Origin of the sequence: Citrobacter sp. RHBSTW-00671 (genome assembly GCF_014103415.1) — a bacterium.
Classification (GTDB): Bacteria; Pseudomonadota; Gammaproteobacteria; order Enterobacterales; family Enterobacteriaceae; genus Citrobacter.
In genome coordinates this window covers 1,708,512-1,721,230 of record NZ_JABXPR010000001.1, presented here as the reverse complement: position 1 = coordinate 1,721,230, position 12,719 = coordinate 1,708,512, and the positions used below count along the sequence as shown (strand labels likewise).

Genomic DNA, 12,719 nt, shown 5'->3' with positions numbered 1-12,719 from the left:
ATGCAACATATCATTGAGGGCTTCCTCAACTTCCAAAAAGAGATTTTCCCTCAACGTAAGGAACTCTTCCGCAGCCTGGCATCCAGCCAGAATCCTAAAGCGCTTTTCATCTCCTGTTCTGACAGCCGACTGGTGCCAGAGTTAGTGACGCAGCAAGAGCCAGGACAGCTTTTCGTTATCCGTAACGCCGGTAATATCGTACCGTCTTTTGGCCCGGAGCCTGGCGGCGTGTCTGCGACCATTGAGTACGCGGTCGTTGCTTTAGGCGTGACGGATATTGTTATCTGTGGTCACTCCAACTGCGGCGCGATGAAAGCCATCGCAGAAAGCCAACCTCTGGATCCGATGCCTGCTGTCGCCCACTGGTTGCACTATGCCGATGCCGCGAAAGCCGTGGTTGAAAAGAAAACCTGGGCTAACGAAATCGATAAAGTGAATGCCATGGTGGAAGAAAACGTGATTGCCCAGTTGAACAACATTAAAACGCATCCTTGCGTGGCTGTTGGCCTGCGTAACAACGCGATTCGTCTGCACGGCTGGGTCTACGACATCGAAAGCGGAGAAATTCGTACTCTGGATAAGAACAGCAAAACTTACGTTTCGCTGGCCGATAATCCACACGTCCATTTCGAGTAAATCAGTACTGGAGCACGGATGCTCTGGCAACCCTCCCACTACGATTTCTGTTAGTAGACAAACACTCCTCTTGCGACTAGCTTTTAAACTAGCCATCAGTGTGGCCGTCGTGGAACCCGCAATAAATTAAGCGATAAAAAGGAGCAGGTACGCATGCGAACGAAAAATAACAGACTGATTAATATGTTATTTTTTCATGAGTCGTGGGATATTATGATCCTGAAAAATAATGGTTCGCATACCTTTCCCACTAACACGCTGGAAATTCTGAACCGCACCCGAGCCCAACAGCTCAAAAAGAAATATACCTTTCAGGCCGATCCTTTCATTATTGAAAAAGACAATAAAGTTTATGTTTTTTATGAAGCATTAAGCTTTCGTAATTCGCAAGGTATCCTGCGCTGCCGTATCCTTGATGCTAACCTGGTTGAGCTTGAGGATGTGAAACTCGACGGTTTTGATAACCTAAAATGCCATTTATCATTTCCTTTTTTATTTTACAGCAACGATCAGCTTTTCATGATCCCGGAGTCTTCAGAAAGGAAAGAGGTTATCTTATTCCAGTCGATAGAGTTCCCTACGCGCTGGAAACAGGTAAAAGTATTAGTACCTGACCAGGCGCTCACCGATAACGTCGTCGTTTCGTTGCATGAAAACCTCTATCTTTTATCCACCACGATGGAAGATGAGTTAGTTATCCATACAGCCAGTGATGTAACCGGGCCATGGCAAAAAATAATGCCCACGCTTAACCTGTCGAATCAACACCCCCGGGGCGCTGGCGCACCACACTGCGTTGATAATAAACTCTATTTTCTCACTCAGGAATGCACACCCGAGACGTACGGAAAGTCAGTTTATATCAAAGAGTTAATCACGCTTAACGCATCCAGCTTTGATGAGCGTTTGATTGCGCAGATCAATGCCAGCATCAACCAAAGCGAGGGCGTCCACACGCTGAACTTCACCAATAACTACATCGTGTATGACACAAAGATAAGCAAATTCAGCCTGTTTTCTATACTTAAAAAAATATCTTATAAATGCCGGGTGAAATATCGGAATTTTTACCTTAACCGACGCCACCCATAACGTTTATTTATGCCGGTGGCATTAATGAATTAATGATAGTTTGCAAAAAATATATCTGGAGACTGTATGGCAATTTTAGTCACTGGTGGTGCTGGTTATATTGGCTCACATACCGTGCTGACGCTTCTGGAAAGAGGTGATGATGTTGTGGTCATCGATAACCTTTCCAACTCCTCACAAACATCCCTCGACAGGGTTGCGGAACTGACCGGCAAAGCGCCCATCGTTTATATTGCTGATGTGCTGAACAACGATGTTCTGAAAACAATTTTCTCTGACCATAACATCACCGATGTCATTCATTTTGCTGGATTAAAATCAGTTTCAGAATCAATAAAAGAGCCGCTTGCCTACTATGACAATAATGTCACCGGCACGCTGGTTTTGCTGCGTGAGATGTTAGCTGCGGGGGTGAAGCACTTTATTTTCAGCTCTTCCGCCACGGTATACGGCAACCCGGAAAGCGTTCCATTAAGTGAACAATCGCCAACCGGTGGTACCACCAATCCGTATGGCACATCAAAATTCATGGTCGAGCAAATTCTGGCAGACTTTTCCCGCGCCCAGCCCGATTTTCGAATCACCTGCCTACGCTACTTTAACCCAGTCGGCGCGCATCCATCGGGCAGGATTGGCGAAGATCCAAATGGTATCCCCAATAACCTGGTACCGTATATTTCTCAGGTGGCGATTGGCAAGCTGGAAAGCGTGTCGGTCTATGGAAATGACTATCCAACCCCCGACGGCACCGGTGTGCGTGATTACATCCATGTGATGGATCTGGCAACTGGCCATTTAGCGGCCCTGGATTGCCAGGAAAAAGGGGCGGCATACAAAGTCTTCAATCTCGGTACCGGTATCGGGTATTCCGTACTTAACCTGATCGCAGCCTTCGAGAAAGCGGCGCAAACCCGAATTAATTATAAGATTGTGGGCAGAAGGCCCGGGGATATTGCCGAATGTTGGTCAGACCCGTCGTTAGCACGAAACGAGTTGGGATGGCAGGCCATCTACACCCTGGATGAAATGATACGCGACACCTGGAACTGGCAAAAAAACAATCCGGATGGCTATCACGTTTAGTTTTCAATGATAAGGAGCCTGATGGCCAGGCTCCTTACTACGGCAGGTTACTTCACCGTTACCGCAGAGACGCGATACCAACCGTTGCTCTGCTTCCCTTCATTGGCAAAGTTAATTCTTGCCGCACCGGATTTATCCACTATCGCCGCTTCAAGAGCATATTTCCCTTTTGGCAGCGTCCCGGGCATCGGCATCGGGTAACTTAGTGGGTGCTCTCCGGGCAGCCACTGACGTATATCTTCCGGGACATTCCCTTGTGCCACCACCTTATTGGCCTCATCAACCAGACGAAATGCCAGCCTGTAGGGCAGGTAAATCGGCGCATTACCCTCATTATACCAGGTGCTTGTCAGGGTGAGTTCTTGTCCACCTTCCCAGACTGACTCATGGCTCAGGGATGCTAAGCGAAACCGATAGCCCAGTTTTGTCAGCGCCTCGTCGACAATTGGACGATACTCACGGGGCACTGTTCTCGATTTCAGGTTAATCGTACTGGTGTGCTGCTTCACCGCCCAGTCAAAAATCCCCTGCACTTCCTCTCGCGTATAGTGAAACGTATTTTTCCAGTCCTGCATGTACGAGCAGATCTCAAAACTCACTGGCGCATGTTTCCAGGCATCGTTAAATCCTGAATAGCTTTTCTGTGCGGCCTGCAGCCGTTGCGGATAATCATCCGCCATATGATTCCATGAAGCAGAAAACACGCGGAGATCGCCCAGGCAGTCCGCCCGCCAGCCCGCCCCGCGCGCGACCGCATTCGCCAGACTTTGCCCACCACTCATCAACATGATTTTTGGCGTGTTGGGGAAAGCAGAGAAATGCATCGTCACATAGCGATCTAACTGCGCCGTGGTGTAGCGCTCCAGCAATGGCTTCAGCATCGGGAAGTTGCTGTTATGCCACTCTCCCCACGCCCCCACCATGCCGATATCCACGAAAGCCAGGTTCTCGTTACCATCATAGCGCTTACCCATCGCGTTCAGCAGGCGCTGGCTATATTCAATAAATAGAGGATCGTCTAAATCAGGGATAAAGGTTTTTTTGTCCGGCGTCCAGGTTCCCTTTACGCCTTTTTTAATCAACCAGTCGGGAATTTGTGAACCGGTTTCCGGCTCAGCAAGCGCCATAAAGCGCAGTCCGACGTTCATCGCCGGTCGATGCGCCGCGGCATACCTGAAGGCGTCATCAACCAGTGCAAAATTGTACTGGCCTTCGACAGGCTCAAGGTCACGCCAGTAAAAGCGCTCATATTCAAAGCCGGTGTCGGGATAATCCGCCAGTCCAAGCGTTTCACCGTATCCCTGATGAAAACTGGCGACCCCGATACCTGGGTTTGTCAGTGGGCCCGTCAATGCTTTGGGAGTTACGGTCGTTAAGGCGGCCAGTACCGTCAGCGGACAGAACAGACACAACAGCGCAGAAAACCATTTACACTTCATCGCAGTGACGCCTCCACAGGTTTGTTAACACTAGCGGTCTTTCAGGCTTAACCACCAGTCCCAAATACCCACGTGAAAATGTTGGAATACATCAATACCCAATGCGGATTTGATCATGTATAGCGTCAGTAATACGCAGCAGGTGACAAACAGCGTACCTAGCAGCAACAAAAAAGTGAGCAGCATGGTCGATAAGGTCGACTCCTGACGATGCCGCTGACGTAAGTCTCTGCCGAATAAAAAAACCAGATAAAAGCGTTTACCGAAAAATGGAAAACTTCTGCGGATATCGATTCGATGTCTTGATGCCAGAGTGCTGGCGACGATCGCTTTCTCGATCCCGTCTTTTTGTTCCGGAGTCAGTCCCTCCGATATATGCTCATCAAGTTGCGCATAAAATCGTTCGATGACGGGGGGGCGATTCTGAGGACTGGTCAAAATTAACCTATATCTTTATCAATTGAGTGATAGACATTGACTGTTTTTCTGGCAATTTCCTGCCAGTCATAATTTTGCAAATAGACACGATAGTCCATGCTATTTGCGTTGGCCCAGGCGGTTAATTTATCAGCAAGACTGGACAATGAGCCGACCCGAAAATAGGCCTCAGACGGCAACTGCACTTCCAAATTTGCGGGAATGTCGCTCACCACCGCCGGGAGGGAATACGACATCGCCTCCAGAAGCGCAATCGGTAGTCCTTCATGGTAGGAAGGCATAACGAAAAGCCTGGCCTGCGAAAACACCGCCTGAAGTTCATCTCCCCTTAAAAATCCGGTCATCACCACGCCAGGGGTATCAGCGGCAAGCTGCTTGAGTCGAATACTGTATTCCGTTGGGTGATCGGCATCGCCAATGAGCACTAGCGGCTGTTGCAAACCACTTTGTTTGTACGCAGCGATAGCATCATGCATCCCCTTTTCTTCCACAAACCGTCCGACCACCACGAAATAGTTTTTCGCCTCGAGTCCAAAGCGGGAAAGCGTGGCATGAAGGGTTTGATCTGATAACGGACGGGGTTTATTGACGCCATTAAAAATCAAATGCGCATCATAGCGAGCATGTTTTTTCTGAATCAGTTGGTTAATGACCTCAGAAATCACTATCACCTCATTGGCATATCTCACCGCCCAGCGTTCACCCAGCAGCAATATTTTTTTGGCGACAAATCCCCATTTTTGACGATCGTAATCAGGCCCGTGGTGGGTAAAAACCACCTTCTTACCTAACACGCGTAATAATGGGATCACCAAACCCGGCCCTATAGCATGGACATGCACAATATCAGAACCGTCGACACAGGTTCTAAACGCCGCTAAAACGGAATGCACAATCGCTTCCAGTGACCGTTTTTTAGGTGCCCACAGCGCATAGGTCTCAACTTTCTTATAAGAAGATCGTTTGTAGCTAACATACGGCGAGCGGGCGATAACACAAATATCAACGTCAAACTGTTGTTTAATCGCCGGATAAAGATTCTGGCAGTGGGTTTCCACACCGCCCAATACATCCGGAATACCACGGGTACCAAAAACCGTTATTTTTTTACTCATTCTATGGCCTGCTCAGAAGTTCTTTATATAGCGCCTGTAAGGTATCCATATGTTTGCTAAGCGCATATTTTTCACTCAGGCGCGCGCGACCCCGTAAGCCCATAACGCGTGCTTTATCCGGGTCATCAACCAGAGCATCCATCGCCTTCGCCAGTTCCTGCGCATTACCCGGCTCAAATAAAAGCCCTTCAATACCGTCGCGTATTTGTTCGGGGATCCCGCCAATGCGCGACCCGATCACCGGTTTCGCGAAAGACATCGCCTCCAGTACCGCCATTGAGCAGTTTTCATAACATTCAGAGGGGAGGATCACCACGCGGGCATGCTTAATGAGCGTATTGAGGGCATCCCCTTGTTGTACATAACCTAAAAATTCAGCGTCCGGGTATTTCGCCACTAACTCGTCATGCAACGGACCGTGGCCCACTATTTTTAGCGGAGCCGGGTTACGCATTTTCTGATGAGCGGCCAGCAACGTTGCCACACCCTTTTCACGGCTCAGTCGGCCGAAGTACAGTATATAACCGTCATCGACGACCTCATCAATGGGCTGGCTATCATCAACACCATTGACGATCACATCGATTCGCGATTTAGGCAACGTTCGGAGTAACACGCCGCGTAAAAAGACGCTGGGTGAAACAATCACATCCAGAGCCTGATAATTTTGGGCAATGTATTGCCAGGTCGCTTCTAACGAGAGTAGCAAGCTTTTCGAGGCAGAGCCTTCCTGACAGCGATAGCGGAAGGCATTGAAAACGGTACCGGTGATACAGGCATCACACACCTTCCCATCACGTAACATGGAGTATGCAGGACAGACAATCTTATAGTCGTGCGCCGTCAGCACCGTTTTACAGCCAAAATTACGCGCCACTTTAATCAACGCCGGCGTCAACTGATGGTAAATATTATGAAAGTGAACGATATCAGGGCGTTCTTTTTGTAAAAGCGCCAGCATTTTTTTGCAGGCCTGGGTGTTATGAATAAAGTTAACCGCGGTTTTGATGCCCCCCAACAGATTACTCTCTTGATGGTAATCGACATTGCTGACGAAATAATCCGCATAATCAGAGGGGAAATTTTTCTCATGCTGCATGGAAAAATCAATGACCTGGACACCAGCCTGTTTCAGCATGTCGCGTTCTTGAAAATAAACCGTTTCCGCGCCGCCTTTGATGAAAAAAAACTTGTTAACTAATAATACTTTCATGGCGCCTGCCCCGGTTATTCATGAATGATTTTACTGTTGGGCGGAGTCAGCGGATCGCGTACCGGATAAAAAATACCTTTGATCAGCCCCGCGGAGCGTACGATTAAATTAATAACGCTTTGCAGCCCATCTGTTAACGAGCGGTTTTGCACAATCTTCAACAAGGCAAATGCCAGTAATGGGAGAAGCGCAACGGCAAACACGTTGATATTAAAAGTGAGCAGCGCAACAAATAAGAGAATAAGGTAGAGCGCAAATACCGCCTCATTCTTCACGATGTTGAATGACTGGGAAAACCAGGGTTTCCCCCAACTACAACGCAAAAGCTCACCCGGAGCCTGGTAATAACCGCTGGACCAGCGGCGCGCCAGCATCTTAAACGTCGGCAGCGTATGTGAGGTATGGCTGAAGTAAGGAATATCCAGACGCCGCAGTTTAAAGCCCGCGTCGATTAAACGCAGACCCAGCTCAGCCTCTTCATACGCGTGCAAATTACGGTTGGTCAGATAACCAATTTTTTCAATTGCCGACCGACGATACAGTCCACCGCCCCCCAGATGATCGCTATCGCCAAGAGGATAGATTTTATTGATCCGCTGCTTACGAGACTTAAATTCATAGTTAACGGCATCATCCATTTCGACGGTACCGGCCACCCCGGCATAGTCCGGTTCTGCCTGCAAAAAGGCAACAGCCTGGTCAATGAAGCCCTCTTCCAGCTCCATATCGCCATCCATCAGTAATAAATATTCCCCTTCGCTGTACAGATAGCCCAACTGATGGCCCACCCCACAACAGCGATCGCCTGGATCGGTGAGTGACACTACCGTGACGCCCTTATTGGCAGCCAACTGCTGGGTGTTATCTGTCGACAGACTGTCAGCCACAATAATTTTATGCGGATACCCGACCAACTGACGCCGAATGCTGTCGATCGTTTTCTCAATACCTTTAGATTCGTTGAGCGTCTTAATACTCACTGAAATAAATGGCTTATTGTCCATGCCATCCCCCTGCACTGCGAAGTACGGTTCGACGAATCACTAAGCTCGCCCCCAGCGATAAATAGAACAAAAACTGTAACATCGGCGTAATCATCAATATCTGGCTGTAAGGTAAGCTGATTAAACAACTGATAGCGAAAGCGTTAAATGCTGGCGCAAAGCTCAGCAACTGCAGATCCTGTTTATCCAACTGTTCCAGCATCAATACTGGTTTTGGCTGGCATACTTTCAGAATATAAATAAACAAGCCAATAAACAGCAGCGTGCCAATAATGCCAACTTCCCACAGCAGCATACTCAGAGCAGTCGAGTCTAAAATCAGGTTATAAATAATGTTCAAAAACCCAGGGGAGACCGTACTACCACTGTTTGTGGCATTAAGCCCATAGCCAAATAATGTGCCCGACAGTCCCCATAGATCGTTATTTTTTAACCAGAACAGAAACGTTGTGAAACGCCCCAACTCTCCGGTCGACATGATGTAGTTCGGATCAAAGATATAACTCAATGAATCAATAAAAATGCTTAATGAGCCTTTCGTCGGATCGCTGCCAAAAGCGGAAGAATAGTACCAGGCCAGTATCATAATCGACAGGCCGATGAGCACCAGCATTCCTGCCACAATGACGAATAACGTCTTCAGGTTTACCTTACTGACATCCTTAACATAGCTCGGCGATACCCACACCCATGCCAGAAATATCGGTGACAGCAGGATAACAAACTTGACCTCACCAATGATGCATAACCCTATTCCAAGGATGATATGCAGCGCTGCGGATTTAAATGTCGTAAGCCCGTGCTTATATTCAGAGAGTTTCAGCAACATAATTAACAGGCAAAATAACCCCATCGCCGCCGTATTGCCGCCCCCCATTGGGTCTCCGCCGAATGTGCCTACCACGGAGTCCCATTTTTCATCTTCCCCGCGCACAGCCACACGCTGAGGAACAACCAGCAAAACCTGATAAATCATCACCGGGATTTGCGCATAGAATACCCAGTACAGATAGCGTGTCACCCGATATATCTGCGATTCACGGCAAAAACCCAACAGCAAACAAACCATCACCAGCGATAACGCAATTTCGTTTTTGAAGGCCACAATTGCCACGGTGACCCCGCCCTGAATCAGGGTCGATGTTCCCGCCAGCACCAGAAAGGAAAAATACAGCGCAAGGATAATGGTTTCCTGTGCATCCAGACGCAGCGCCCCGTTTCGCGTCTGCATCACCAGTAATCCCACCATCAGTAATGTCAGGAAAAACGGGAGCCACAACACGGATTGCATGCCGGTGAAATACTGCACCAGACCACACAGGATCAGCGTTATAAAGGTGTAGACCTGTAAATAATTCCCGGTATTCAGTGTCATGGCGTCACCGGCTTGTTTTTCAGGAGATTGGCCCGCTTGTTCATTTTCAGGTAAATGAACGCATAGCGAATAAATGTCAGTGAAGAGAACAATATTACTGATGCCGCGTAATCAGGGTAAAAATAGGGAACGACCACAAACGCCAGTAGCACAATCGCCAACTGCTCAAGTTGGATACGCAGAAAATAGCGGTGCGAGCCAAAAATAAGCTCTATCACCGTTAAAGGACTTATCGCCAGCGCCGGGAACAAATAGGGCAGCATGTAGCGCGACGTCTCAATGGAGTTAATCCAGTCTTCGCTAAAACCCAGCCGCATCACAATGGGATAGAAAATAAAGACGCCTAAGGTACAGACAACCCCCAGCACTAACAGCAGCATACGCACCTTCGTATACTCCTGATAATTGAAGGTGTTATTTCTGAAGTCGATGGACCATTTAGAAAAAATGGTATTACGTACCGCGTTGCCGATAATCACTACCGGTGCCAGACAGAACCGGCTTACAACGGAAAAATACCCCGCCGTCAGCGCCGAAAACCAGAAGTTAATCAGCATAATAGGCAAGTTACTGCTCGCCATTGCCAGCACCTCAGCGCTACCGACTTTAGTGATGTGATGAATATTCTGTTTAAAAAATCGCAAATTACTTGCCAGGCGCAAATGCTGCGACGTCACCGAGCGAATATCAAACGAATGTAAAATACAGCTAGTGGTCAGCAGTATCATGGCGCAGGCCCATGACCAGTAAAATGTCTGTACCTGGTGCGTGAGCAGTACCGAGAGCACCACCACCACAGAGACAGAAATACGTTGAAAGATCAGAAAATAAAAGTTGGCTGTCCGCAGCGATAAGTTTTCCGATATTAACGCCCACGCCGTTGAAAGCGTCAGCAAATAGAGAAACAGTATGTTCTGGTGAAACAACCACGCGGTCAGGACGGCATACGGTAACGCAATGAGCGCGCTTTGCAGTAAACAGAACACCACATTTTGCGCCAGCTCGTCATCCTGCTGTTTGGGAATCAACAGCTGGGAGGCAAAGGTACACACCTGTGCCCCCACCACCGCGATACTGTAGTTGAGCGCATACAGCCCAACCTCTGCCATATCGTACTTATGTGAGATCAACCAGATAGACAGCGCACCAATCAGCTGCGAAACGACTGATGAACTGGCTATCGTAGAAGCGCTCTTCAGTAAACTCATACACGACCTGGCGTAGTCATCAGTTGGTCGGTATTGAAGTTCAATGAGCGCAACCCTTCCTGCGTTTCAAGGTTTTTTTCCTCGACCGCATTCAACACCGCGCCAATCACCACGCCCTGATTATCCTCAATCTTATCCAGTGCGCTGGCGATATTCTCCGCAGAACCGGTCCCGGCTTTCACGATAAAGATAACCCCATCAACGGCTCGTTTGATCAGTTGGATATCCTGACTTTGATTCACCGCCGCAACGTCAATAATAATGCGTTGATACTGCGACTTCAGTTCGCGCATCACGGGTTCAACGTGCTCTGACGACAGCATCAGTAACGAGGAAATGGTCGTCTTACCGTGGGGGATGAAATCAAGATTTTCAGCGATCTTAATCCGTGCCTTTTCAAGCGGAGCCTCTCCCCGCAACAGTTCCGCCACTCCGGCAGACGTCGCCGATGCCAGCTCAGAAGACAGGCCGTTGGTATTGAAGAAATCTGCATCAATAAGCAACGTTTTCTGATCGAAGCTGAATGAGCTGGCCAACAGATTCGCCAACAGGGAACGCCCTTCACCCTGCTCCGCCGAAGCAATAGCGATCGTCTGTAGCGGCCGATTATCCAGCATAATTCGGGTACGAATACCGTGGATGATATCGGCATTCAGCGGGTTCTTCAGTATCATATCCCGCACCTGTGCGCGTCCCGAAGTACCGGTAAATCGACGAATTTCGCCCAATGGCTCGACATTGAGACGTTTCTTCAGACGACTCAGGGTGCTGATTGAATTATCCATTGCCGCTTTGACGATGAAATACATGATGCTGAATACCACAACCAGCATCACCACCATCACGAGCAGCAGCGATTTATTCGGCTTAGACGGCTTTAACGGAGGAACGGCGGGATCATACAGCACCGCATCCGCATTAACCCCGGACAGCGACAATTCCTGAGTCCGCTGATAAAGCGTCTTATACAGATCTTCCATTTTATCTAACGCCAATTTTTGGCTGTTATAGGCATCCCGTTTTGATGCCATCTTCTGGAAGATCTCTTTTTGCTCAGCAACCTGCTGCTGGTAATTCTTTTCGTCAGCCAGCGCGGCCAAATACTGCTGACGTAAGCCAAGTTTTAGCTCACCCAGTACCCGACCCGTTTGATTTTGGATTGATTGCACATCGGCTTCTGCTTTTAAAATATTGGCACTTTTAGGCCCATACACTTTGCGCAGTTCCGACAACGTGCGCTGCGCCTGGATCAGCGCAATGCGTAAATCCTGAATCTGCGCATGGTCAGAAACTGATGGCAGCGAAATAATATCGCCTGAAGATTTCCCGCGGCTATTGACTTCATTGTAAACAGACTCCGCGGCGACACGGCGTTGGGTCGCATCGGCAAGACGGTTGGTCACAATGCTTAACTGCTCTGTTTCAAAGCCATCAATACCACGGAAGGTCAGCAGCCCAGAGTTTTTCAGGTAGCTATCCATTTCCTCTTTTTGTTTCGCTATCGATTGCTGAATCTCTTCCATTTTTTCAAAGTTGAGATTGCGAGCCTGCTCTGCTTTCAGACGCTTTTGTTCTACCGTGTAGTTGATAAAAGCCTGAGCGACGCCATTGGCTATCTCAGCGGAAAGTTGAGGCGAAGAAGACTCGTAAGAAATAGAGGCCAGATTGGTGGTACGGATACCGATGACCTTCAGGTCTTTCGACAATGTTTTCAGCGCCTGATCAACCCTCAGTTGCTGATCTTCACTGCCAGAGCCGGGCTTCACCCCGGTAAAATCCGGGTTTTCATCCAGCTTCAGATCGCGGACCGCCTGCTCGAGGATAATGCGCGACTGCATCAGCGCATATTGCGTTTCGTAGTAACCACTCCGCGTTGAATCAAAACCATCCACCTGAGGAAACGGCGAAACGTTATCGGCTTGTGCCTTAATCAGCACCGTCGCCGTCGAGACATACTTGGATGACATCATGCTGATCAAGGGATACGCCACCACCCCGGCAATAATGCCGGCCAGCGCGATTTTCCAGGCGTTCTTTTTCAGTTCTTTGGCAAAGCGGGAGAAATCGACGGAGTTTTCTCGTTGCTTGCCGTTTTCCACTATAGATAGTTTCATCG

At 48.6% G+C, this 12,719-nt stretch carries 11 protein-coding genes; 3 read left to right on the top strand and 8 right to left on the bottom strand.

All coding sequences use genetic code 11. From position 1 onward, the window contains the following. The 3 genes from HV261_RS08250 (at window position 1) to galE (ending at window position 2,811) form a co-directional block, all read left to right on the top strand. Entirely contained in the window at window positions 1-636 is a 636-nt protein-coding gene (locus tag HV261_RS08250) for a carbonic anhydrase (RefSeq protein WP_005122990.1), read from the top strand. Between the two features lie 153 nt (window positions 637-789). Then, window positions 790-1,728 carry a glucosamine inositolphosphorylceramide transferase family protein gene (locus HV261_RS08245; RefSeq protein ID WP_202037973.1) on the top strand — a complete coding sequence of 313 codons (939 nt, stop codon included), beginning with the start codon at window positions 790-792 and terminating at the stop codon, window positions 1,726-1,728. Window positions 1,729-1,794: 66 nt separating this feature from the next. Continuing rightward, window positions 1,795-2,811: a UDP-glucose 4-epimerase GalE gene (gene galE / locus HV261_RS08240; RefSeq protein WP_202037972.1), complete on the top strand. Its 1,017-nt coding sequence runs from the start codon at window positions 1,795-1,797 to the stop codon at window positions 2,809-2,811. 47 nt (window positions 2,812-2,858) lie between these two features. Here the strand turns inward: galE and HV261_RS08235 are convergent, their stop codons facing one another. Genes HV261_RS08235 through HV261_RS08200 form a run of 8 tightly spaced genes read right to left on the bottom strand, consistent with a single transcriptional unit; the run spans window position 2,859 to window position 12,717 of the window. Next, window positions 2,859-4,250 carry a DUF4832 domain-containing protein gene (locus tag HV261_RS08235; RefSeq protein WP_202037971.1) on the bottom strand — a complete coding sequence of 464 codons (1,392 nt, stop codon included), beginning with the start codon at window positions 4,248-4,250 and terminating at the stop codon, window positions 2,859-2,861. Window positions 4,251-4,280: 30 nt separating this feature from the next. Then, on the bottom strand, window positions 4,281-4,688 hold the full coding sequence (locus HV261_RS08230; RefSeq protein WP_101742956.1) for a hypothetical protein: 408 nt from the start codon (window positions 4,686-4,688) through the stop codon (window positions 4,281-4,283). Between the two features lie 2 nt (window positions 4,689-4,690). Continuing rightward, window positions 4,691-5,803: a glycosyltransferase family 4 protein gene (locus tag HV261_RS08225; protein ID WP_202037970.1), complete on the bottom strand. Its 1,113-nt coding sequence runs from the start codon at window positions 5,801-5,803 to the stop codon at window positions 4,691-4,693. A gap of 1 nt (window position 5,804) precedes the next feature. Next, on the bottom strand, window positions 5,805-7,016 hold the full coding sequence (locus tag HV261_RS08220) for a glycosyltransferase family 4 protein (RefSeq protein WP_202037969.1): 1,212 nt from the start codon (window positions 7,014-7,016) through the stop codon (window positions 5,805-5,807). Between the two features lie 14 nt (window positions 7,017-7,030). After that, window positions 7,031-8,020 carry a glycosyltransferase family 2 protein gene (locus tag HV261_RS08215; RefSeq protein WP_202037968.1) on the bottom strand — a complete coding sequence of 330 codons (990 nt, stop codon included), beginning with the start codon at window positions 8,018-8,020 and terminating at the stop codon, window positions 7,031-7,033. Beyond that, a complete protein-coding gene (locus tag HV261_RS08210) occupies window positions 8,010-9,395 on the bottom strand; it encodes a capsular biosynthesis protein (protein WP_202037967.1) in 1,386 nt (461 codons plus the stop codon). Before HV261_RS08210 ends, HV261_RS08215 begins: the two co-directional genes overlap by 11 nt. Next, on the bottom strand, window positions 9,392-10,603 hold the full coding sequence (locus HV261_RS08205; protein WP_202037966.1) for a lipopolysaccharide biosynthesis protein: 1,212 nt from the start codon (window positions 10,601-10,603) through the stop codon (window positions 9,392-9,394). The genes HV261_RS08210 and HV261_RS08205 overlap by 4 nt, the downstream gene beginning before the upstream one ends. After that, window positions 10,600-12,717 (bottom strand): GumC family protein, encoded by a 2,118-nt coding sequence (locus HV261_RS08200; RefSeq protein WP_202037965.1) that lies wholly within the window; start codon window positions 12,715-12,717, stop codon window positions 10,600-10,602. The genes HV261_RS08205 and HV261_RS08200 overlap by 4 nt, the downstream gene beginning before the upstream one ends. Window positions 12,718-12,719 lie beyond the last annotated feature (2 nt).

Coding starts and splice junctions, on each gene's coding strand:
- HV261_RS08250 (WP_005122990.1), top strand. CDS start 1: ATGCAACATATCATTGAGGGCTTCCTCAACTTCCAAAAAGAGATTTTC.
- HV261_RS08245 (WP_202037973.1), top strand. CDS start 790: ATGCGAACGAAAAATAACAGACTGATTAATATGTTATTTTTTCATGAG.
- galE (WP_202037972.1), top strand. CDS start 1,795: ATGGCAATTTTAGTCACTGGTGGTGCTGGTTATATTGGCTCACATACC.
- HV261_RS08235 (WP_202037971.1), bottom strand. CDS start 4,250: ATGAAGTGTAAATGGTTTTCTGCGCTGTTGTGTCTGTTCTGTCCGCTG.
- HV261_RS08225 (WP_202037970.1), bottom strand. CDS start 5,803: ATGAGTAAAAAAATAACGGTTTTTGGTACCCGTGGTATTCCGGATGTA.
- HV261_RS08220 (WP_202037969.1), bottom strand. CDS start 7,016: ATGAAAGTATTATTAGTTAACAAGTTTTTTTTCATCAAAGGCGGCGCG.
- HV261_RS08215 (WP_202037968.1), bottom strand. CDS start 8,020: ATGGACAATAAGCCATTTATTTCAGTGAGTATTAAGACGCTCAACGAA.
- HV261_RS08210 (WP_202037967.1), bottom strand. CDS start 9,395: ATGACACTGAATACCGGGAATTATTTACAGGTCTACACCTTTATAACG.
- HV261_RS08205 (WP_202037966.1), bottom strand. CDS start 10,603: ATGAGTTTACTGAAGAGCGCTTCTACGATAGCCAGTTCATCAGTCGTT.
- HV261_RS08200 (WP_202037965.1), bottom strand. CDS start 12,717: ATGAAACTATCTATAGTGGAAAACGGCAAGCAACGAGAAAACTCCGTC.